The organism is Isoptericola sp. NPDC057391 (assembly GCF_042668085.1).
Lineage (GTDB): Bacteria > Actinomycetota > Actinomycetes > Actinomycetales > Cellulomonadaceae > Isoptericola.
Map to the genome: position 1 here is coordinate 1 of NZ_JBHVBO010000060.1, position 20,638 is coordinate 20,638.

Genomic DNA, 20,638 nt, shown 5'->3' on the forward strand with positions numbered 1-20,638 from the left:
GGGTGCGGCAGGCTCGACCCGCACCCCCGGGGCGCCTGCGACGATGGACCCCGCCGCGTCCCCCGCCAGCCACCTGTGAAAGGCGACCCGCCCCGCCGTGTACTCGCTCCTCCTCGCGCTCATCTACGTCGCCTTCGTCAGCCTCGGGCTCCCCGACTCCCTCGTCGGGGCGGGCTGGCCCGTCATGCACGCCGACCTCGGCGTGCCCGTCGCCTTCGCCGGCATCATCACGATGATCATCGCCGGCGGCACGATCCTCTCCAGCCTCGCGTCCGAGCGGGTGACGCGGAGGTTCGGCGCCGGAGTCGTCACCGCCGTCAGCGTCGGGCTGACCGCCGCCGCGCTCGTGGGCTTCTCCGTCTCCGGCTCGTTCTGGCTGCTCTGCCTCTGGGCCGTGCCCTACGGCCTCGGGGCGGGCGCGGTGGACGCGGCGCTCAACAACTTCGTGGCCCTGCACTACGCGGCGCGGCACATGAACTGGCTGCACAGCTTCTGGGGCCTGGGCGCCTCGATCAGCCCGTTCATCATGAGCTACGCCCTCACCTCGGGGCTGGGCTGGTCCAGCGCCTACCGCATCGTCGGCGTCGCGCAGGCCGTGCTCACGGTCGTGCTGATCGCCAGCATCCCGCTGTGGAAGAACGTGCGACCGGCCCCGGCGACCGAGCACACCGCCGAGCCCACCACCGAGCCCACCTCCGAGCACACCGAACCGGTGGGGCGCAGCGGTCACGTCCCGCTCGCCACCGCGCTCCGGATCCCCGGGGTCCTCCTGATCCTGGCCGCCTTCTTCGCCTACTGCGCGCTCGAGAGCACCGCGATCCTGTGGGCGTCGACGTACCTGGTCAGCGACCGCGGGGTCGACGCCGCGACCGCGGCCGCGTTCGCGTCCCTCTTCCTGCTCGGCATCACCGCCGGGCGGTTCCTCGCCGGGTTCTTCGCCGACCGGGTCGGCGACAAGCTGCTGATCCGCGGCGGCTTCGCGGTGGTCGGCCTCGGTGTCCTGCTGATCGGCCTGCCCGTCGGCACGCCCGTGCCCGCGCTGGCCGGGCTCGTGGTCGCGGGCCTCGGCTGCGCGCCGATCTACCCCGCGATCATCCACTCCACCCCGGCCAACTTCGGCGCCCGCAGCTCGCAGGCCGTCATCGGCATCCAGATGGCCGCGGCCTACACCGGGTCGACCCTCGCGCCGCCCGCCTTCGGCGCGCTGTCGACCTGGGCCGGGGCCTGGGTCTTCCCGCTGTTCCTCGCCGTGCTCGTGGCCCTCGGCCTGCTCATGTCCGAGCGCCTCAACCGGCTCGTCGCCCGGCGGGCCGCCGGACCAGCTCAGGGCGTGACGGCAGGCGCGGGGGCGGTCGGCACCGCCGAGCGCAGCGGATAGAGCCAGAAGCAGACGAAGGCGAGGAGCGCGAGCACCACCGGCACGCCGCCGATGAGCAGGCGGATGCCGGTGGCCACCTGCGGCACCTGCGTGGCCGCGCCCTCGACGTACCCGCTCGCGGCCAGCACGCCGGCCACGACCACCGCCTGCACCACCACGGACCCCCGCACCACGAAGCCGTTGGCGCCGAAGTACATGCCCTCGCGGCGCAGGCCGGTCCGGCGCTGGTCGTCGTCGATCACCTGGCCGAGGGCCACCTCCAGCACCTGCATGAGGCCGGCGACGCCGAGGCCGACGGCGAGCCCGGCCGCCGCGGCGCCGAGCACGGTCGTGGGCAGCAGGTACAGGCACGTCGCGAGGCCGTAGACCGCGACGACGGCGAGCATCGTGGTGCGCGGCCCGAGCCGGCGCACCACCCACGACCAGCCCCAGATCGCGGGGATCGCCGCGACGAAGATCGGCGCGAGGAGCAGCGTCGCGTCCGCGTCCGTGCCGCCCACGGTGTACTTCACGTAGAAGGGGACGCCGGCCGGCAGCACCGCCGTGGTGCTCTGCAGCAGCAGCGACCCGAGCACGTACGTGACGAACGCGCGGTTGGCGAAGGTGTACCGCAGCTGGTCGCGCAGCCCGACGGCGGACTCGCGGGCCCGCACCGCCGCGTCGGCGTCGCGCTCCACCATCCCCAGCAGCGACCAGGCGAAGAACCCGGCGCACACCACGGCGAGCGCGACGCCCATCCCGGCCCAGCCGATTGTGTCGTACAGCAGCGGCGCCCCCGCCGTGCCGAGGATCATCCCGACCAGCGCGAAGAGCTGCCGCGGGCTGTTGCCGCGCGCCCGCTCCGCCGTCGTGCGGAAGATCTCCGGGAACAGCGCGGACACGTTGAGCACGACCGCCACGTACGCGACGTCGAACACCGCCACGACGAGCAGGAACCACACCACCAGCCCCGCCGGCGGCAGGGGCGGCGGCGCCCACACGAGCGCGAAGGACACCACGAGGGGCACGACGCCCAGGACGATCCACGGCACCCGCCGGCCCCAGCGCGTGCGGCGTCGGTCGGAGGCCGCGCCGACCACCGGGTTGAGGACGGCGTTGAGGACGCCGTGCGCCACCATCGCGCCCGCGACCCACCCGGCGGGCACGCCCAGGTGGTCGACGTAGAAGAAGACGACGAACGCGGAGAACGTCTGCAGCATGAGGTTCGCCGGGAACGCCGACGCCCCGTAGGCGACGGCCTGCGCCCGGGTCGGCGCCCCCTCGAGCCGCCGGTCGCGCAGCCGGGCGAGCACGCCCGTCCCGGCCCCCGGGTCGCTCATCGCTCGCCCCGCTGCACCGCGCGCAGGTCGCGCCAGCCGACGCGGACCAGGCCCTCGCCCGCGATCACTGCGGCCACGTCCGGGTCGCGCAGCAGCCGCTCCTCGTAGCCGCGCTTGGGCGCCGCGTAGTCCACGGCGTCGCGCAGCTCGTCGTCATGCAGCATCGGGTGCAGGAAGATCTCCGTGACCCCCGGGTGCACGCCGCGGAGCAGGTCGAGGAAGCCCGCCTTCACCGCGTCGTACCCCTCGGCGTCCGGGGTGCCCTCCCCCGCCAGCTCGAACGGGTGCGTCCACAGCCGGTCGAGGATCACGACGCCCGCCTGGTCGGCGGCGGCGGTCGCGGCGTCGAGGATCGCCTGGGAGCCCGGCGCGTCGGGGTCGGCGCCCATCGCCCCGAGCCCGTCGAGCGAGCGCGGCAGCCGGAACGGCAGGCCGCGCGTCGCCGCGAGCCCCAGGGCCTGCGGCAGGAACGAGCGCCCGGTCGCCAGCCCGTAGACCGAGCCCATGTGGTTGTCCAGGTGGGTGACGTCGACGCCGGCGGCGAGGGCCGCGTCGAGCTGGGCCGCGAGCTCGGCCGCGACGTCCTCGTCGCGGGCCTGCCGCTCGACGACGTCGACCGCCGTCGGGAAGTAGCCCGCGTCGTCCACCAGCGACGTGCCCGTGCCCGTGAGCGGGCGCCACCGGTAGCGCGTCCACTCGCTGGTGAGGACCAGGTGCACGCCGACGTCCAGCCCGGGGTCCACGGCCGCCGTCGCGAGGGCGTCCGGCGCCCACGGGCACGGCACCATCACCGTCGACGAGTCCAGGAACCCCTCCGCGAGCAGCGGCAGGATCGCGCGGTTGGCCGCCCGGCACATGCCCAGGTCGTCCGCGTTGAGGATGATCGCGCGGGCGTCGGGGGCGAGCCCCAGGCGTGCGGTGAGGTCGGACGGCGGCGCGTCCGACGCGCTCACCGGGCCGCCCCGTCCACAGCCGCCGCCGCGTCGTCCGCCGCCTCGTCCGCGATCCGGGCGCGCAGCGCGGCGCCGGCGGCCCACGCGGCCCCCAGCACGGCGCCGTCCGCGCCGAGCGGCGACGCGTCCACGTGCACGGGCAGGACGCCGATGCGGTCGCGGAGGTACGTGGCGACCCGGTCGTGGATCGCCGGGCGCGCGGCCTCGTCGGCGAGGACGAAGGCCTCCGGGTCGAGCACGATCGCCAGCGACGCGACGATGACCGCGACCCGGCGCGCCAGCTCCGCGACGACGTCGTCGGCGACGCCGTCACCGTGCTCCGCACGGTCGAGCAGCTCGCGGACGGTGATGTCCTCCGGCAGGTCGTGGTCCTTCGCCAGGGCCGCGATCGCGGCGTCGCCCAGCACCTGCTCCCCCAGCGCGTGCCCCGGCTGCGGCAGGAAGGCCACCTCGCCGGCGATGCCGGCGGCGCCCCGGTGCACCCGGCCGTCGAGCACGATGCCGGCCCCGAAGCCCTCGCCGAACGAGACCGTCACGAACGACGAGCGCCCGCGCCCCGCCCCACGGTGCTGCTCCGCCACCGCCGCCAGGTTCACGTCGTTGTCCAGCGTCACCGGGCAGCCGAGGGCGTCGACCAGGGCGTCGTGCAGCGCCGTCCCGCCCTTCTCGAACCCGGGCACGTGCAGCACCGTGGTGCGGTCGGCGCCGACGACGGCGGGGAACGCGACGACGGCGCGGGTCGGCTCGACCCGCCGGCCCGGCGCGAGCCGGGCCTCGACGTCCTCGCGGCAGGAGTTCGCCAGCACGGCCGCCGCCCGCGCCCGCGCCACGGGGGTGCGCTGCACGTCCCGCCGCTCCGCACGCGCCCGGACGGCGCCCGTCGCGTCCACCAGGGCGACGCGCACCCGGTCGCGGGCGACGTCCACGCCGAGCCCGAAGGCGGCGTCCGGGTCCACCCGGAACGCGCCCTCGGCGCCGTCGTCCGCGGCCGCGCCGCTCGCCCGGAGCGCCGCGAGCGCGTCGGCGACGGTCGCGCGCGGCAGGCCGGTCGCCTCGGCCGCGGAGGCGTCGTCGCCCGGGCCGTCGGCCACCAGCGAGTCGAGCACCTCCAGCACGTCGGACCCGCGCAGCGGGCCGGGAGTTCCGGTGTCAGGGGTGGTGGGCATCTGGCCTCCGTCGCAGCGGGGCGGGACGCGATCGTCCCGGCGCTGCGAGCCTAGCCACGCCCCGGCGAGGTTGTCGACGCGAGGTGTCGGTGCTGCTCAGCCGCCAGATCGGCGGCCGAGCGCCCCGGTCAGGACTGCGCGCTCTCGTGCGACCGCCCGATGCCGCGCACCGCGTCCACCGCCCCGCGCACGCGGCGCGCGTTGACCGCGAGCACGACGTCCCGGTACTGCCCGGCGCGGTGCAGCTGCCCCTTGAGGTCGTTCGACGACGCGCGGTGCTTGAGGTCGCACGGCACCTCGACGGCCACGTACCCCTGCCGCAGCAGGTCGATCGTCATGCCCGTCTCGACGCCCCAGCCGTGCGCCAGCGGCGTCGCCGCCTCGAACGCCTCGCGGGTGAGGCAGCGCATGCCGGACAGCGGCTGGCTCGGGCTCCACCCGGTGAGGTGCTGGATCGCGCGCCGTGCCGTGCCGACGACGATGCCGCGGCCGCCCGCGCCGGTCTGCTTCGGCAGCAGCGCGATGGCGAGGTCGGCCACGCCCTCGCGCACCGGGGCGACGAGGGGGGCCGTGTTGACGGCGGTGTCGCCGAGGTCCCCGTCGACGAACAGCAGCAGCCGCGGGGCGCGGCCGTCGGCGTCGCGCATCGCGACGACCGCCGCGCCGGTCTCCATCGCGGCCGCCTTGCCGCGGTTGTGCGAGTGCCGCACGACGACGGCACCGGCGTCGCGCGCCACGTGCTGCGTGTCGTCGGTCGAGCCGTCGTCGACCACGAGCACGAGGTCGACGTGCGGGATCGCGCGGGCCGAGCGCACGGTCGCCGCGATGCGCGCCGCCTCGTCCTTCGCGGGGATGATCACCGCGACGCGCTGCGGGTTGCCCCGCCCCTGCGCGGCCGGCGGTCGGGGGGTCTTGGCGACCGGCAGCGCCCCCACGCGCGTCGTCGCGACGCTGCCGTCGCCGCCGGCGACGGAGTTCCGCTCGCCGGCCTCGTCCTGGCTGGTGGACACCTCAGCGCCCGTGCGGGTCGCCCCGTGGTCCGTGTTCACGACTCCCTGCCTGTTGGGTTCTCTCGCCCGTGTCGGCCGGCGGTCCGCCGGCGTGCTGTGCGGTGTCCCCTTGGGGGAATCACCGGGGATCAGAAGAGCAATCTTTTCCTGAGAAACTGTACTCCCCCGGAACGCCCGACCCCGGGTCAAGAAACGGTGTCGACCGGGACGGTCCGTGAAGATCGTGCGGAGCCCGCGACGTCGCGGGGATGCCGCCGGCGGCCGGGCCGCCGGGCGGCGCCGCGTCAGCGCAGCGTCACCTGTCGGGAGACGATACCGGCCCGGGCCCGTCGCTCGTTCGCGTCCAGCGGCTCGGTGACCGCGAGCGCCGCCTCGAGGCGGCCCGCGAGCTCCGCCACCGGCTCCTCCAGCTCCGCCGCCTCGGTGCCGCGCGGCAGCTCCCAGACCGGCACGACGAGCCCGCAGGCGCGGAACATCCCGAGGAACTTGCCGCCCGCGAGGCCGGACTCGCGGCGCGCGTGCAGCCGCGCGATCGCGTCGACGACGGCGTCCTCGTCCTCGGTGCGCGCCCACCGCAGGAACTCGCGCGACATCCGGCACCAGTACGCCGCGGGGACCGACGCCAGCTTCACGGTGGGGATGGACGACTCCGCCGCCTCGTCGAGGGACGCGCGGATCTCGTCCGTCATCTGCGTGCCGGCGTCGATCCAGTAGTCGTACCCGTCGTGCACGGTCACCTCGAACGGGACGTCGAGGTCGAGCAAGTCCTGCAGGCGCGGGTCGTCGTCCGCCGCGGCCGGCAGGTCCTCCGGCAGCACGCCCGAGCCGGGCTCCGCCGCGAGCGCCGCGAGGAGCGCGGCGGCCAGGTCGCGGCTGAGGTCGTCGGACGCGCCCAGGCCCTGCAGCGCGAGCAGCACCGTGCCGTCCTCGCGGTGCAGCGCGCACCAGCCGCCGGGCAGGACGGTCGTGACGGTGACGTCGCGCCCCCCGTGGTCGGCCGTCGTCCGCGCCGTCGCCGTGGCGGACGGCACCACCTCGCGCAGCGCGACCCAGTCCGCCTCCCCGGGAAGACCCTCGAACGGACGCAGGACAGGGGCGGTCGCGGTGCTCTTGGCCATGCCCGCGATCCTAGCCGGAGCCCACCTCGTCACTCCCGCCCGCCAAGTGCCGAAGTAGTCCAGCCCGTGCCGAGGTAGTCCGAGTCGTGCCGAGGTAGTCCGAGTCGTGCCGAGGTAGTTCGAGTCGTGCCGAGGCCCCGCGATCTCGAGCTCTCCAGGACTACCTCGCGGGAACTCGAACTACCTCGGCACGACTCGAACTACCTCGCGGGCTCTGGAACTACCTCGGCGCACTCCGGACTACCTCGCGGCGTGGGTACGGTGACGGGATGGAGCCGTGGCGCCGCCTCGTGGCGGACTACCGGTCGGGCCTCGGCGACGGCGGCCGGCCCGACCCCCGGACGGACGGGGCCGCGCCGGACGACGGGCCGCCGCTCGACGGCGCGCGGGACGCCTGGCTCGCCGCCACGCTGCCGGCGCTGGACCTGGCGCTGGGGTCGGTCGCGGCCCTCGCCTCGGCCGCGGCGCGCGCCGGCGCGACGGGCCCCCTGGTGGAACGGGGGCCGGCGCCCGCCCGGGTCGCCGCGTCGTTCGGCTCGGACCGGCTGCTGCGGCTCGACGGCCGCCCGGTGCCGGGTTTCGCGCCGCTGTCCGGCTTCTTCCGCACCGGCGACGGCTGGGTGCGCACGCATGCCAACTACCCGCACCACCGGGCCCGGCTGCTGCACCTGCTCGGCCTGCCCGACGGCGCCGACCGCGACGACCTCGCCGCCCGGCTCGCGGACGCGTCGGGCGCGGAGCTGGAGGACGCCGCCGCGGCGGCGGGCGCGATCGTCGTCCGCGTGCGCAGCGAGGCCGAGTGGCGGGCGTCCGCGCCCGGCCGGGCCGCGTGGCGCGGGCCCCTGGTACGGACCGGGTCACGTGCGGACGCCGTCGTGCGACGGGCCCCGCTCGCGGGCGGTGCCGCGCCCCTCGCGGGGGTGCGCGTGCTCGACCTCACCCGCGTCATCGCCGGCCCCGTCGCCACCCGGGCCCTGGCCGCGCTCGGCGCTGACGTGCTGCGCGTCGACCCGCCCGTGCCCGCCGAGATCCGGCACCAGCACCTCGACGTCGGGCAGGGCAAGCGCAGCACCCTGCTCGACCTGCGCGACGCGGGCGACCGCGGGCGCGCGCAGGCGCTGCTGGACGACGCCGACGTGCTGGTCACCGGCTACCGCCCCGGCGCGCTCGACCGGTTCGGGCTGCGCCCGCCGCCCGGCGCCGTCGTCGCGCGCGTGTCCGCCTGGGGCGGCGACGGCCCGTGGGCGCGCCGCCGCGGCTTCGACTCGATCGTGCAGGCGGCGTCGGGGATCGCCCTGGTCGAGTCGCCCGACGGCGCCACGCCCGGTGCGCTGCCCGCCCAGGCGCTGGACCACGCGACGGGCTACCTGCTCGCCGCCGGCGTCGTCGACGCGCTCGCCGCCCGCCGCGAGGACGGGCGCGGGCGCGACGTCTCGGCCGCGCTGGCCCGCACCGCGGCCTGGCTGCTCGACGCCGACGGCCGCGACCCCGGGCACGCTCCGGCCGCCGCGCCCGGTCCGGAGTCGGTCGTGAGCCACGGCCACCGCCCGCGCGTCACGACCGCCCGCCCCGCGCTGCCCGGCCACGACGACCACCCGGTGCCCGCACACCCGTGGGGCGGCGACCACGCCGCGTGGCAGGCGCCGGCGCGGGGGTGATCCCGGGACCGGGGCGTGCGAGGGGGCCGGGGTTCTGGTCTCATCGGACCTGACCCGGCGCGCACCGCCCGGGCGGTGAGAGGGGTCGACGATGGCGGTCGTGACGCGGGGGTTCGGGGGCGGGCGCCCCGAGCCGGAGCACGAGATCCCGCCGGGACAGTTCGTCACGGACGACTTCCCCGTGCTGTCGGCGGGGCCGACCCCGAACGTGGACGAGTCCCGCTGGGAGCTCACCGTGCGCACCGAGACGGGCGAGGGCACCTCCTGGACGTGGGAGCAGCTCCTGGCGCTGCCGGCGGAGGACGTCGTCACCGACATCCACTGCGTCACGCACTGGACCAAGCTCGGCACGACGTGGCGCGGCGTCTCCCTGGACACGCTGCTGGCCGACGTCGAGACGAGCGCGGAGTTCGTCATGGCGCGCTCCTACGGCGGGTACACGACGAACCTGCCGCTGCAGGACCTGCTCGACGGGCAGGCGTGGGTGGCGTTCGAGTTCGAGGGCGAGCCGCTGGAGCCGGTGCACGGCGGCCCGGCGCGGCTGCTGGTGCCGCACCTGTACTTCTGGAAGAGCGCCAAGTGGTTGCGGGGTCTGGACCTCATGGACGACGACGACCTGGGCTTCTGGGAGCAGAACGGGTACCACGCCTACGGCGACCCCTGGCTCGAGCAGCGGTACGCGTGAGCTGGCACGTCGCGACCGTCGTCGGCGCGCGGCCCCTGACGCGCACGGCCCGCGCGCTGACCCTGTCGGTGCCCGGGTTCGTCGGCGCGCTGCCCGGCCAGCACGTCGACCTGCGGCTCACCGCGCCCGACGGCTACCAGGCCACCCGCGCCTACTCGCTCGCCGAGACCGGGCACGACGAGCGCGTCGACCTCGTCGTGGACGAGGTGCCGGATGGCGAGGTGTCGCCCTACCTGGTGCACGACGCCCGGCCCGGCGACCAGCTCGAGGTGCGCGGCCCGCTCGGCGGGTACTTCGTCTGGGACGACGCCGACACCTCTCCGGTGCTGCTCGTGGGCGGCGGCTCCGGCGTCGTGCCGTTCCTCGCGATGCTGCGCGCCCGCCGCAGCGCGGGGCGCCGGGCGCCGTTCCGGCTCGTGTGCTCCGTGCGCACGCCCGCCGACGCGATCGAGCGCGGGGAGATCGACACCCCCGACCGCGGGCTCGACGTGCGCTGGGTCTTCACCCGCGAGGCCCCGCCCGGCTGGCCGGCCCCGCCGCGCCGGATCACGACCGACGACCTCGTCGCCCCCGGCTTCGGGCCCGACGACGGCACCGCCGTGTTCGTCTGCGGCCCCACCGGCTTCGTGGAGGCGGCGGCGGGCCTGCTCACCGCCCTCGGGCACCCGCCCGACCGCGTCCGCACCGAGCGCTTCGGAGGTGCCTGATGTCGTCCCCCGCCGTCCCTGCCACCCTCGACGGCTCCGCCCTGGCCGGCGCGCTCAGCGAGGTCTACGCCTTCGAGACCACCCGCGCCGTCGTGCGCTGCGCGTCCTGCGGGCACACCGACGCCCTCGCCCGCACCACCGTGCACCTGTCCGCCATGGGCGGCGTCATGCGGTGCGCGACCTGCACTGCCGTGCTGCTCGTCGTCGTCGAACGCCCCGACGGCGTCCGCGTGTCCGCGTCCGGCGCGGCGTGGGTGCAGGCCCCGCCCCACTGACCCCTCACAGGTGGTCGAGCCACTGCAGCACGGCGCCCTCGCGCAGCGCCCACGGGCAGATCTCGACCTCGTCGACGCCGAGGGCGCGCATGGTCTCCTCCGCCACGACCGCGCCGCCGACGATCTGGTACGTGCGCTCCGGCGTCACGCCCGGCAGCGCGGTGCGGCCCTGCGCGGTGAGGCGGGCCAGGCGCGGCACCCAGTCCGCGAGCTGGGGCAGGCGCAGCCGCCACCGGTCGTCCGGGCCGACGGCCTCCACCTGCATGCCCGCCAGCCGCGCGAGGGAGCGGAAGGTCTTCGACGTCGCGACCACGTGGTCGGGCGCCGGCACCGCGGCCAGCCGGTCGACGACCGGCGCGAGCAGCGCGCGGGCGTGCACGCGCAGGGCCTGGACCTGGTCGGGCGGGGGCGGGTCGTCGGGCAGGTACTCGCGCGTCGTGCGGCCGGCGCCGAGCGGCACGGACGCGGCGAGGTCCGGCTCCTCGTCGACGCCCGACGCGATCTCCAGCGAGCCGCCGCCGACGTCGAGGACCAGCAGCCGCCCGGCCGCCCACCCGTGCCAGCGGCGGGCCGCGAGGAAGGTGATCCGGGCCTCGTCCTCGCCCGACAGCACCTGCACCTCACGGCCCACGCGCCCGGAGATCTCGGCGAGCACCGTCGCGCCGTTGGTGGCGTCGCGCAGCGCGGAGGTCGCCATCGGCAGCAGCTCGTCCACGGCGGACGCGCGCGCGAGCCCCATGACGTCGTCGACGGCCGCGAGCATCGCCCGCCGCCCCTCGTCGGACAGCGCGCCGTCGGCGTCGAGGTAGCGCATGAGCCGCACGGTGATCTTGCGCTCCGCGTGCGGCACGGGCCGCACCCCGTAGCGGGCGTCCAGCACGAGCAGGTGCACCGTGTTGGAGCCGATGTCGATCACGCCGAGGCGACGCGCCGGGGCCGAGGCTGCGCTGGTCATGGCAGCCGAGCGTAGCGGCGCCGTCGGACGGCGTGACCTCCCCGGGCGCGACGACGCCCGGTCCCGCGGGGCGGGGCCGGGCGTCGTGAGCCGGTCAGCCGTGAAGGATCAGGAGAGGGCCTTCGCCTTGAGGCGCTCGTACTCCTCGGGGGTGATGGTGCCCTCGTCGAGCAGCTTCTTCGCCGAGGCGATGTGGTCCGCGGGGCTCCCCGCGACCTCCCGGATGTACGCGTCGGTGCCGGCCTTGGCCTCCTTCACCGCCGCGAGCTGGCGCTCCGACATCCCCCGCCCGCGGGCGATGAGGTAGACCAGCGCGGTGAGCATCGGGACGAAGATCAGGAAGACGACCCACACGGCCTTCCACCAGCCCGACAGCTCACGGTCGCGGAAGAGGTCCGTGAGGATCTGGAAGAGCACGATCAGGTAGGCCACGAACAGGAAGATCCAGACGAGGTACCAGAAGAAGTCCCAGAAGGTGTCCATCGCGCGTGTCCTTTCGAGCGGTCCCAACCATCGACAGGTCGACCGGTGGCGGACCCGTTGCCCGCGCTCGGAACGCTAGTGGCGACATGCCGGACGCGCGCGCCGAAACGGGGTGATCTGGGCCGCGACCCGGCGAACCGGGCTCTGCGGGAGGTTTGCGACAGCCCGCGCGGGAATCCGACAGGTCAGCGCCGGACGGCGCGCTCGGCGTCCTCGACGAGCTCCTCGGCCCCCGCCACGACGGCGGCCTCCTCGGCCCGTGCCCGGGCCAGCGCGTCCGCGCGGACGGCCACGATCTCGCCGTGCAGGGCGGCGTGCACCCGCTTGCGGACGTCGCGCGCGATGGCGTCGACGTCGGCCTCGTCGGGCGTCTCGCCGCGGGCCGCGAGCTCGGTCGTGAGGCGGTCGACCGCGGCGTCGACCTCACGGCGGACCTGCTCCTCCGCGGCGTCGAACAGGGCGACGACGGCGGCGTCCGCGGCGCGGCCCAGACGGGTCTCCTCGAAGTCCGCGGCGGCATCGTCCACGATCCGCCGGGCCCGGTCGACGACGTCCGCGGCGGTGGCCGGGGCGTGCGCCTTGAGCGTGCCGAGGTCGTACAGCAGCACGCCCTCGACGTCCGCGACGCGCGGGTCGACGTCGCGGTGCAGCGCCAGGTCGAGCACCACCAGGGGGCGCGGCTCCGGCTCCTCGCCCGCGGCGGCCGCGGCCCGCTCGCGCGAGCGCACCACCGCGGCGGCGTCGAGCACGTACTCCAGCGACGCCTCGGCCTGCCCGTCCCCGACGGTGCCGGCGGTGCCGTCGGGACGGCGGCCGCGGGCGCCCGAGCACGAGACGACGAGGTCGGCGTCGGCGAGCGCCTCCACCAGGTCCGGCGCGGCCTCGACGTCGTGGCTCTCCGCGAAGAGCTCGGCGCGGCCGGAGCGGGAGTACACCCGCACGTCGTCGCAGCCGCGGGCGCGCAGGGCCGCCACCGACGCCCCCGCGTACGAGCCGGTGCCGATGAGCACCGTGCGCACGCCCCGCCACGACCCGTCGTGGTCGGCGCGCCCCTGGGGCACGTCCCGGCCCGCGACGTCCCGCCCGGCGAGGTCCAGCCCGAGCGCCACGACGGAGCGCCCGGCGGCGCCGAGCTCCGTCCGCGTGCCGACGCGCTTGGAGGTGCGCGACGCCGTCTGGAACAGCAGCTCGAGGGTCTTGGACGTGGTGCCGTCCGCGCGGGCCTCGGCGAGGGCGCGCTTCACCTGCCCGGCGATCTCCCGCTCCCCCACGACCATCGAGTCCAGGCCCGCGGCCACGGTGAACAGGTGCGAGGTGACCTCCGGGCCGGTGCGGACCGTGAACGAGTCGGCCGCGACCTCCTCGGTCACCCCGGAGCCGGCCGCGACCAGCGCCGCGACGTGCCGCGTCGTGTGCCGGACGGCGTCGCCGTGCACCGGCGCGTCGACGTCCAGGTAGAGCTCGAAACGGTTGCACGTGGAGATCACCACGGCCCCCTGCACGGGCCCGCAGGAGCCCACGGCGACGCGCCCGACGGAGCCGGACCCGGTGGACAGCCGCTCGAGGGCGTCCAGGTCGAGCTCGCGGTGCGAGGCGGTGAGGGAGAGGAGTACCACAGTGGCTCCACTTTAAGAGGGCCGAAGAGGCGGGGCAGAATCATGAACCGTGACATCCCCCACGATCCCGGCCGAGACACCTTCGGCGCCGAGCCAGCTGCCCGCCGACCACCCGCTGGTCGACGGCCGGACGACGCACGCCCCGCTGGTGCGTGCCCTGCGGGGCGACCGTCCGGACGTGACCCCCGTGTGGTTCATGCGGCAGGCGGGCCGGTCCCTGCCCGAGTACCGCGAGGTCCGTCAGGGGGTAGGGATGCTCGACTCCTGCCTCCGGCCACCGCTCGCGGCGGAAATCACCCTCCAGCCGGTGCGCCGCCACCGGGTGGACGCCGCCGTCTTCTTCAGCGACATCGTCGTGCCGCTGCGGCTCGCGGGCGTGGACGTGGACATCAAGCCCGGCGTCGGGCCGGTGATGGACCAGCCGTACCGCACGGCCGAGGACGTCGCCCGGCTCACGTCGCGCACGCTCGACGACGGCGCGCTCGCGCCCATCGCGGAGGCCGTGCGCCTCACGGTGGCCGAGCTGGGCGACGTGCCGCTGCTCGGGTTCGGCGGGGCGCCGTTCACGCTCGCCGCCTACCTGGTCGAGGGGCGGCCGTCGCGCGACCACCTCGCCGCGCGCACCCTGATGCACGCCGACCCGGAGACGTGGGCCCGCCTCACCGCCTGGACCGCCGAGCTCACCGGACGCTTCCTGCGCACGCAGGTGCTGGCCGGCGCGTCCGCCGTGCAGCTCTTCGACTCCTGGGCCGGCTCCCTGGCGCTGGCGGACTACACGGCGCACGTCGCGCCGTCGTCCACCGCCGCGCTGGCCCACGTCGCCGACCTGCGCACGCCGGGCGCCGACGGGGGCGGCGGCCTCCCGGCCATCCACTTCGGCACCGGCACCGGGCACCTGCTGCCGGCGCTGCGCGACGTGCTGGACGCCGCCGGGGTCACGCACCCCGCCGTCGGTGTCGACTACCGCACCCCGCTCGACGAGGCCGCCGCCCAGCTGGCCGACCACCCGCGCGGCGCCGTGCCCGTGCAGGGCAACATCGACCCCGCGCTGCTCGGCGCCCCGTGGCCGGTGCTCGAGGCGCACGTGCGCGACGTCGTCGCGCGCGGCGCCGGCGCTCCCGGGCACGTGGTGAACCTCGGCCACGGCGTACCCCCGGACACCGACCCGACCGTGCTGACGCGCGTCGTCGAGCTGGTCCACTCGCTGTGACGCCCCTCCCGCCGCTCGGCGCCCCCGACGCGACCTCCGGCCGGCCCGCCCGGCCGCCGGAGCACGTCGACGCGGTCGTCGTCGGCGGCGGGATCGGCGGGCTCGTCGCGGCACGCACCCTCGTGCACCGCGGCCTGCAGGTGGTGCTGCTCGAGGCGTCCGACCGCGTGGGCGGCCCCGTGCGCGGCGGCGCGTTCGGCTCCCTGCCCGTGCGGCTCGACCTCGGCGCCGAGTCGTTCGCGGCGCGCGGCACCGCGGTCACGGACCTGGCGGAGGAGCTCGGGCTGGAGGTCGTGAGCCCGGCCCCGCTGTCCGCGTGGGGGTACGCGGCGGGCCGCGCCTTCCCGCTGCCGAAGGCGGGCGTGCTCGGGATCCCGTCGGTCCCGTGGGCGGCCGACGTGCGGCGCGCGATCGGCTGGCCCGGCGTCGCGCGAGCGGCCTGGGACCGCCTCCTGCCGCGCTTCGTCGCCGACACCACCGACCTCGGCTCGCTGGTGCGCTCCCGGCTCGGGCGGCGCGTGGCCGACCGGCTCGTGGCGCCCGTCGCGACGGGCGTGCACTCCGCGCCGCTCGACCGCCTCGACGTCGCCGCCGTCGCGCCCGGCCTGCTCGACGCGTTCGCCCGCACGGCGTCGCTGTCCCGCGCCGTCGGGGAGCTGCGCGCGGCCGCCCCCGCCGGGTCCGCCGTCCGGGGGGTCGACGGTGGCATCCACGCGATCGTCGAGGCGCTCACCGGCGAGATCGCCGCGAGCGCCGAGGAGTTCGCCGACTCCCCGCGCACCGATGCGACCGGACCCATCCACGCCGCCGTGCGCGTGGGGCAGCAGGTCGACGGCGTGCAGCGGGTCGGCGCGGACTGGCAGGTCACCACGACCGTCGGCGACACCGTGCGCGCCCCGCGGCTGGTCGTGACGACGCCGCACGTCGCGCCGCTGCTGGCGCCGTGGGTCGCCGCGCCGGGTCAGGCCGCGCCGGGCGCGGTGCCCGTGCCGACGCCGGAGCCCGGCGCCGACATCTGGCTCGCGACGCTCCTGCTCGACGCCCCCGAGCTCGACGACGCGCCCCGCGGCTCCGGGCTGCTCGTCGCTCCGGACGCCGAGGGCGCGGGAGGCTCGGGTGTCGCCGGCACCGCCGGGGTGCGCGCGAAGGCCCTGACGCACGCGACGGCGAAGTGGCCGTGGCTGGCCGACCGGGTGCGCGCCGCCGCCGGGCCGGGGGTGCACGTGGTGCGGCTGTCGTACGGCCGGATCGGCACCGCGACCGAGCCGCCGTCGGCCGAGCAGGCCGCGCGCGACGCGTCCGCCCTGCTCGGCGTCGACCTCACCGACCGGGTGCGCGACCACCTGCTGCAACGCTGGGACGGCTCCCTGCCCCCGCCGACCCCCGCGTACCGCGCGCAGGTCGGGTCGTTCACCGCCGCCGTCGGGCACACCCCAGGCCTGGCCGTGACGGGCGGCTGGGTGGCCGGCACGGGCCTCGCGGCGATCGTCGCGCACGCGCAGGCCGCCGTCGCCGCCCTCTGACCCGCGAGTTGTCAGGGCCACGCGCACCAATACCTTCGCGTGCCCCTGACAGGTCGCTGAGCGCGCGAGTTGTCAGGGCCAGGTACACAGGAACCTTCGCGTGGCCCTGACAGCTCGCGGGCGGCGGTGGTGACGCATCGTCATGACCGGGCGTCACGACGTCGGGGGGAACGGTGTGAGATCGGCCTCCAGCCCGCTCGGAGTTGTCCACAGGCCGCGCCGCTGCGCGACACTGGACGGGTGAGCACCCCCGAGACCGCCCCCGCCCCGCTGCGCCTCGGCACCCGCGGCAGCGCCCTCGCGACGACGCAGTCCGGCCTGGTCGCGCGCCGGCTGGAGGAGCTGCTGGGCCGGCCGGTCGAGCTGGTGCGCATCCGCACGGAGGGCGACGTCAAGACGGGCTCCCTCGCCTCGCTGGGCGGCACGGGAGTGTTCGTCACCGCGCTGCGGGAGGCGCTCCTCGACGGGCGGTGCGACGTCGCGGTGCACTCGCTCAAGGACCTGCCGACGGCGCAGCCCGCCGACCTCACGATCGTCACGCCCGAGCGGGAGGACCCGCGCGACGCCCTGTGCGGCCGCGACGGCCTCACGCTCGACACGCTGCCGCGCGGCGCGCGCGTCGGCACGGGCTCCCCCCGCCGGGCGGCGCAGGTGCAGGCGGCGCGGCCCGACGTCGAGCTGGTGGACATCCGCGGCAACGTCGAGACACGCCTGGCCCGCGCGCTCGGCCCGGACGCCGACCTCGACGCCGTCGTGCTGGCGCTCGCCGGCCTGTCCCGGCTGGGCCGCACCGAGGTGGTCACGCAGGCGCTCGACCCGGCCGTCGTGGCGCCCGCCCCCGGGCAGGGCGCGCTCGCCGTCGAGGCGCGCACCGCCGACCTCGCCCCCGGCAGCCCCCTGGCGGAGGCGTTCGCCGCCCTCGACCACCGGCCCACGCGGCTCGCCGTGCTGGCCGAGCGCGCGGTGCTCGCGCGGCTCGAGGCCGGGTGCGCGGCACCGGTCGGCGCGCACTCCCGCGTCGAGGCGGGCGAGCTGCAGCTCACCGCCGTCGTCGCGCGGGTCGACGGCACGGAGCAGCTCACGCACAGCGCGTCCGCCGTCCTCGCGCCGCACGACGCCGTCGCGCAGGACGACGCCGCGACCGCCCTGGGCGTCCGCGTGGCCGAGGCGCTGCTCGCCGACGGCGCGGCCCGCCTCGCGCCGCTGGTGGGCGGCACGGGCGAGCCCCGGACGGGCGAGGACGACGACGTCGCGCCGCGCTCCGACGTCGAGCCCCTGCACACGCCCACGGGCACCGACGACCCGGAGGGCGCGTGACCGCCGAGGACGCCGCACCCGCGGCCGCGACCCCGGCGAGGTCCGTGCTCGTCGCGCGCGCGCCGGAGCGCGGCGCGGGCCTCGCGTCGCTGCTGCGCGACCGGGGGCTGGAGGTCGTGGTCGCCCCGGTGATCGAGCGCGCCCCCGCGGACGACCTCGCCCCGCTCGACGACGCCGTCCGCGGCCTGGCCCGCGGCGCCTTCGTCTGGGCGGTCGTGACCAGCGTCAACGCCGTCGACGCGCTCGCCGACGCCGCCGCCCGGACCGGCACCAGCCTCGCCGGGGCGCCCGTCCGATGGGCCGCCGTCGGGCCCGCGACGACCCGGGCCCTCGCCGCGGCCGCCGTCACGACCGACCTCGTGCCGGACAAGGACGCCACCGCCGCCGGCCTGGTCGCGGCGTTCCCCGACCCGGCCGTCACCGACCCGGAGACCCCGGCCGTGCTGCTGCCGCTCGGGGACCTCGCCCGCCCGACGCTCGACGAGGGCCTGGCCGACCGCGGCTGGGTGCCGCACGTCGTCACCGCGTACCGGACCGTGCGCCACGAGCTGCCGGCGGACGTCGCGGCACGCGCCCGCGCCGGCGGCTTCGACGTCGTCGTCGTCTCGTCCGGCTCGGTGGCGCGGGAGCTCGCCGCCCAGGCGGGCACCGGCACGCCCGTCGTCGCCATCGGCGGCCCTTCGGCCGACGCCGCCCGCGAGGCCGGGCTGCGCGTCGCCGCCGTCGCGGACCACCCGACCGACGACGCGCTCGCCGCGGCGGTCGCCACCGCCCTCGCCGCCGACCCGACGGCGACCGACCCCACCACCTCCACGAAGGAGCACCCGTGAGCACCTCGGGCACCGGCATCGTGTACCGACCGCGCCGCCTGCGCACCACCCCCCGGATGCGGCGGCTGGCCGCCGAGACCCGCCTGCACGCGGCGGACCTCGTGCTGCCGCTGTTCGTCAAGGAGGGCCTGGCCGAGCCCGCCCCCATCACGTCGATGCCCGGCCAGGTGCAGCACACCGAGGCCACGCTGCGCGACGCCGTCGCCGACGCCGCCCGCGCCGGCCTGGGCGGGGTGATGCTGTTCGGCATCCCCGCCGAGCGCGACGCGACCGGTACCGCCGGCGACGACCCGGACGGCATCCTGCAGCGCGGGATCCGGATCGCGCGCGAGGCCGTCGCGGCGGTGGAGCCCGAGACCGGGCGCCCGGGCCCCGTCGTCATGGCCGACACGTGCCTCGACGAGTTCACCGACCACGGCCACTGCGGCGTCCTCGCCGCCGACGGCACCGTGGACAACGACGCCACCCTCGACCGGTACGCCGCGATGGCCGTCGCGCAGGCGCGGGCGGGCGCGGAGGTCGTGGCGCCGTCCGGGATGATGGACGGCCAGGTGGCCGTGATCCGCGACGCGCTCGACGACGCCGGCTTCGACCAGGTGGGCATCCTCGCCTACAGCGCCAAGTACGCGAGCGCGTTCTACGGCCCGTTCCGCGAGGCCGTCGACAGCGCCCTGCAGGGCGACCGCCGCACCTACCAGATTGACGCCGCCAACGCCCGCGAGGGCCTGCGCGAGGCGGACCTCGACCTCGCCGAGGGCGCGGACATGGTCATGGTGAAGCCGGCCGGCACGTCGCTCGACGTGCTGCGCGGCGTCGCGGACCGGTCCGACGTACCGGTCGCGGCGTACCAGGTCAGCGGCGAGTACGCGATGATCGAGGCGGCCGCCGCGCACGGCTGGATCGACCGGAAGGGCGCTGTGCTCGAGTCGGTGACCGCCATCAAGCGCGCCGGCGCCGACGTCGTCCTCACCTACTGGGCCAACGAGATCGCGGAGTGGATCAAGTGACGGTACCGACCAGCATGACGACCGACAACCACGCCGCGTTCCTGCGCGCGCAGGCCGCGATCCCCGGGGGCGTGAACTCCCCCGTGCGGGCGTACGGCTCCGTGGGCGGCGACCCGCGGTTCCTCGCCGGCGCGCGCGGCCCCTACGTCACCGACGTCGCAGGGCGCGAGTACGTCGACCTCGTCTGCTCGTGGGGGCCGGCGCTGCTGGGCCACGCGCACCCCGAGGTCGTCGCGGCCGTGCAGGACGCCGCCGCGCGCGGCCTGTCGTTCGGTGCGCCCACCGTGGCCGAGGTGGAGCTCGCGGAGGAGATCCGCCGCCGCGTGCCCGTCGCGGAGCGCGTGCGCCTCGTGTCCACGGGCACCGAGGCGACGATGACGGCGATCCGGCTGGCCCGCGGCGTCACCGGGCGGCCGCTCGTCGTGAAGTTCGCCGGCTGCTACCACGGCCACGTCGACGCGCTGCTGGCCGAGGCCGGGTCGGGCGTCGCGACGCTCGCCATGCCCGGCACCGCCGGGGTCACGGAGGCGTCCGCCGCCGAGACCCTCGTGCTGCCGTACAACGACCTCGCCGCCGTCGAGGCCGCGTTCGCGCAGCACGGCTCGCGCATCGCGGCCGTCATCACCGAGGCGAGCCCCGCCAACATGGGCGTCGTGCCCCCGGCCGAGGGATTCAACGAGGGCCTGCGCCGCATCACGCGCGAGCACGGCGCCCTGTTCGTCATGGACGAGGTGCTCACCGGCTTCCGCGTCGGCCCGTCCGGCTGGTGGGGCCTGGAGAACGCGCGCCTGCGCGCCGAGGGCGCCGAGGGGTACGTGCCCGACCTGCTCACGTTCGGCAAGGTCGTGGGCGGCGGCATGCCGGTGGCGGGCCTGGGCGGCCCGGCCTCGATCATGGACCAGCTCGCCCCCACCGGCCCGGTCTACCAGGCGGGCACGCTCTCCGGGAACCCGGTGGCCGTCGCCGCGGGCCTCACCACGCTGCGCCTGGCCGACGACGCCGTCTACGCGCGCGTCGACGCCGTCGCGGACACGCTCGCCACCGCGCTCGGTGACGCGCTGTCCGCCGAGGGGGTGGAGCACCGCGTGCAGCGCGCGGGCTCGCTGTTCTCGACCTTCTTCGGCCCGTTCGCCGCCGCCGAGGGCGTGCGCGACTACGCGCAGGCCCAGGCGCAGGAGGCGTTCCGCTACCGCGCGCTGTTCCACGCCCTGCTCGACGCGGGCGTCAACCTGCCGCCGTCCGTCTTCGAGGCGTGGTTCGTCTCCGCCGCGCACGACGACGCCGCCGTGAACCGCATCCTCGACGCCCTGCCCGCCGGCGCGAAGGCGGCTGCGGCGGCGACAGCCTGAGATCCTTGCGGCCGCGCGGGGTGCGAAAGCCTTCGCGCGGTCGCGTTCACGGGCGCCAGGGCGCCCTCCACTTCGGGAG

At 76.8% G+C, this 20,638-nt stretch carries 19 protein-coding genes; 11 read left to right on the plus strand and 8 right to left on the minus strand.

The genetic code is table 11. The features are described from left to right. Nucleotides 1–97 precede the first annotated feature (97 nt). Nucleotides 98–1,378 (plus strand): MFS transporter, encoded by a 1,281-nt coding sequence (locus ACFUVW_RS09975; RefSeq protein WP_430571170.1) that lies wholly within the window; start codon nucleotides 98–100, stop codon nucleotides 1,376–1,378. Here the strand turns inward: ACFUVW_RS09975 and ACFUVW_RS09980 are convergent. The 5 genes from ACFUVW_RS09980 to ACFUVW_RS10000 all read right to left on the minus strand — a co-directional run bounded on the left by ACFUVW_RS09980 (nucleotide 1,324) and on the right by ACFUVW_RS10000 (nucleotide 6,944). After that, complete coding sequence (locus ACFUVW_RS09980) at nucleotides 1,324–2,697, minus strand: MFS transporter (protein ID WP_430571171.1); 1,374 nt, start codon at nucleotides 2,695–2,697, stop codon at nucleotides 1,324–1,326. The genes ACFUVW_RS09975 and ACFUVW_RS09980 overlap by 55 nt on opposite strands. Beyond that, nucleotides 2,694–3,650, minus strand: a complete 957-nt coding sequence (locus ACFUVW_RS09985) for a ChbG/HpnK family deacetylase (protein ID WP_430571172.1) — start codon at nucleotides 3,648–3,650, stop codon at nucleotides 2,694–2,696. Before ACFUVW_RS09985 ends, ACFUVW_RS09980 begins: the two co-directional genes overlap by 4 nt. Next, a complete protein-coding gene (locus ACFUVW_RS09990; RefSeq protein ID WP_430571173.1) occupies nucleotides 3,647–4,816 on the minus strand; it encodes an ROK family protein in 1,170 nt (389 codons plus the stop codon). Before ACFUVW_RS09990 ends, ACFUVW_RS09985 begins: the two co-directional genes overlap by 4 nt. A 128-nt stretch (nucleotides 4,817–4,944) precedes the next feature. After that, nucleotides 4,945–5,865 (minus strand): glycosyltransferase family 2 protein, encoded by a 921-nt coding sequence (locus ACFUVW_RS09995; RefSeq protein ID WP_430571174.1) that lies wholly within the window; start codon nucleotides 5,863–5,865, stop codon nucleotides 4,945–4,947. 245 nt (nucleotides 5,866–6,110) lie between these two features. After that, the gene (locus ACFUVW_RS10000; protein WP_430571175.1) at nucleotides 6,111–6,944 is read right to left on the minus strand and encodes a DUF5926 family protein; all 834 of its coding nucleotides are present in this window, start codon (nucleotides 6,942–6,944) and stop codon (nucleotides 6,111–6,113) included. Nucleotides 6,945–7,213: 269 nt separating this feature from the next. Here ACFUVW_RS10000 and ACFUVW_RS10005 point away from each other — a divergent pair, with 269 nt between their 5' ends. The 4 genes from ACFUVW_RS10005 (at nucleotide 7,214) to ACFUVW_RS10020 (ending at nucleotide 10,269) form a co-directional block, all read left to right on the plus strand. Then, the gene (locus tag ACFUVW_RS10005; RefSeq protein WP_430571176.1) at nucleotides 7,214–8,602 is read left to right on the plus strand and encodes a CoA transferase; all 1,389 of its coding nucleotides are present in this window, start codon (nucleotides 7,214–7,216) and stop codon (nucleotides 8,600–8,602) included. A gap of 91 nt (nucleotides 8,603–8,693) precedes the next feature. After that, complete coding sequence (locus tag ACFUVW_RS10010; RefSeq protein WP_430571177.1) at nucleotides 8,694–9,287, plus strand: molybdopterin-dependent oxidoreductase; 594 nt, start codon at nucleotides 8,694–8,696, stop codon at nucleotides 9,285–9,287. Further along, nucleotides 9,284–9,994 carry an FAD-binding oxidoreductase gene (locus tag ACFUVW_RS10015; RefSeq protein WP_430571178.1) on the plus strand — a complete coding sequence of 237 codons (711 nt, stop codon included), beginning with the start codon at nucleotides 9,284–9,286 and terminating at the stop codon, nucleotides 9,992–9,994. The genes ACFUVW_RS10010 and ACFUVW_RS10015 overlap by 4 nt, the downstream gene beginning before the upstream one ends. After that, nucleotides 9,994–10,269 carry a DUF6510 family protein gene (locus ACFUVW_RS10020; RefSeq protein ID WP_430571179.1) on the plus strand — a complete coding sequence of 92 codons (276 nt, stop codon included), beginning with the start codon at nucleotides 9,994–9,996 and terminating at the stop codon, nucleotides 10,267–10,269. Before ACFUVW_RS10015 ends, ACFUVW_RS10020 begins: the two co-directional genes overlap by 1 nt. 4 nt (nucleotides 10,270–10,273) lie before the next feature. Here ACFUVW_RS10020 and ACFUVW_RS10025 read toward each other — a convergent pair whose 3' ends face one another. The 3 genes from ACFUVW_RS10025 to ACFUVW_RS10035 form a co-directional block, all read right to left on the minus strand. Further along, nucleotides 10,274–11,224: a Ppx/GppA phosphatase family protein gene (locus ACFUVW_RS10025; protein ID WP_430571180.1), complete on the minus strand. Its 951-nt coding sequence runs from the start codon at nucleotides 11,222–11,224 to the stop codon at nucleotides 10,274–10,276. A 108-nt stretch (nucleotides 11,225–11,332) separates the two neighbouring features. Next, complete coding sequence (locus ACFUVW_RS10030) at nucleotides 11,333–11,707, minus strand: SHOCT domain-containing protein (RefSeq protein ID WP_430571181.1); 375 nt, start codon at nucleotides 11,705–11,707, stop codon at nucleotides 11,333–11,335. A gap of 185 nt (nucleotides 11,708–11,892) precedes the next feature. Beyond that, nucleotides 11,893–13,323, minus strand: coding sequence for a glutamyl-tRNA reductase (locus ACFUVW_RS10035; RefSeq protein WP_430571182.1), 1,431 nt, complete (start codon nucleotides 13,321–13,323; stop codon nucleotides 11,893–11,895). Between the two features lie 49 nt (nucleotides 13,324–13,372). On the opposite strand from ACFUVW_RS10035, the gene hemE reads away from it, so the two are divergent. From hemE to hemL, 6 genes are all read left to right on the plus strand, one after another. Beyond that, nucleotides 13,373–14,533, plus strand: coding sequence for a uroporphyrinogen decarboxylase (gene hemE / locus ACFUVW_RS10040; protein WP_430571183.1), 1,161 nt, complete (start codon nucleotides 13,373–13,375; stop codon nucleotides 14,531–14,533). Continuing rightward, nucleotides 14,530–16,056, plus strand: coding sequence for a protoporphyrinogen/coproporphyrinogen oxidase (locus ACFUVW_RS10045; RefSeq protein WP_430571184.1), 1,527 nt, complete (start codon nucleotides 14,530–14,532; stop codon nucleotides 16,054–16,056). The genes hemE and ACFUVW_RS10045 overlap by 4 nt, the downstream gene beginning before the upstream one ends. A 240-nt stretch (nucleotides 16,057–16,296) precedes the next feature. Continuing rightward, nucleotides 16,297–17,373 (plus strand): hydroxymethylbilane synthase, encoded by a 1,077-nt coding sequence (gene hemC / locus ACFUVW_RS10050; RefSeq protein ID WP_430571185.1) that lies wholly within the window; start codon nucleotides 16,297–16,299, stop codon nucleotides 17,371–17,373. After that, nucleotides 17,370–18,203 carry a uroporphyrinogen-III synthase gene (locus tag ACFUVW_RS10055; RefSeq protein ID WP_430571186.1) on the plus strand — a complete coding sequence of 278 codons (834 nt, stop codon included), beginning with the start codon at nucleotides 17,370–17,372 and terminating at the stop codon, nucleotides 18,201–18,203. The genes hemC and ACFUVW_RS10055 overlap by 4 nt, the downstream gene beginning before the upstream one ends. Before the next feature lie 56 nt (nucleotides 18,204–18,259). Next, the gene (hemB, locus tag ACFUVW_RS10060; RefSeq protein ID WP_430571188.1) at nucleotides 18,260–19,210 is read left to right on the plus strand and encodes a porphobilinogen synthase; all 951 of its coding nucleotides are present in this window, start codon (nucleotides 18,260–18,262) and stop codon (nucleotides 19,208–19,210) included. A gap of 14 nt (nucleotides 19,211–19,224) precedes the next feature. Further along, nucleotides 19,225–20,559, plus strand: coding sequence for a glutamate-1-semialdehyde 2,1-aminomutase (gene hemL / locus ACFUVW_RS10065; RefSeq protein WP_430571187.1), 1,335 nt, complete (start codon nucleotides 19,225–19,227; stop codon nucleotides 20,557–20,559). Nucleotides 20,560–20,638 lie beyond the last annotated feature (79 nt).

Excerpts from the sequence above, each read along its gene's own strand:
- ACFUVW_RS09980 (WP_430571171.1), bottom strand. The coding sequence starts at position 2,697 with ATGAGCGACCCGGGGGCCGGGACGGGCGTGCTCGCCCGGCTGCGCGAC.
- ACFUVW_RS10000 (WP_430571175.1), bottom strand. The coding sequence starts at position 6,944 with ATGGCCAAGAGCACCGCGACCGCCCCTGTCCTGCGTCCGTTCGAGGGT.
- ACFUVW_RS10010 (WP_430571177.1), top strand. The coding sequence starts at position 8,694 with ATGGCGGTCGTGACGCGGGGGTTCGGGGGCGGGCGCCCCGAGCCGGAG.
- ACFUVW_RS10030 (WP_430571181.1), bottom strand. The coding sequence starts at position 11,707 with ATGGACACCTTCTGGGACTTCTTCTGGTACCTCGTCTGGATCTTCCTG.
- hemL (WP_430571187.1), top strand. The coding sequence starts at position 19,225 with ATGACGACCGACAACCACGCCGCGTTCCTGCGCGCGCAGGCCGCGATC.
- ACFUVW_RS10020 (WP_430571179.1), top strand. The coding sequence starts at position 9,994 with ATGTCGTCCCCCGCCGTCCCTGCCACCCTCGACGGCTCCGCCCTGGCC.
- hemB (WP_430571188.1), top strand. The coding sequence starts at position 18,260 with ATGCGGCGGCTGGCCGCCGAGACCCGCCTGCACGCGGCGGACCTCGTG.
- ACFUVW_RS09990 (WP_430571173.1), bottom strand. The coding sequence starts at position 4,816 with ATGCCCACCACCCCTGACACCGGAACTCCCGGCCCGCTGCGCGGGTCC.
- ACFUVW_RS10005 (WP_430571176.1), top strand. The coding sequence starts at position 7,214 with ATGGAGCCGTGGCGCCGCCTCGTGGCGGACTACCGGTCGGGCCTCGGC.
- ACFUVW_RS10025 (WP_430571180.1), bottom strand. The coding sequence starts at position 11,224 with ATGACCAGCGCAGCCTCGGCCCCGGCGCGTCGCCTCGGCGTGATCGAC.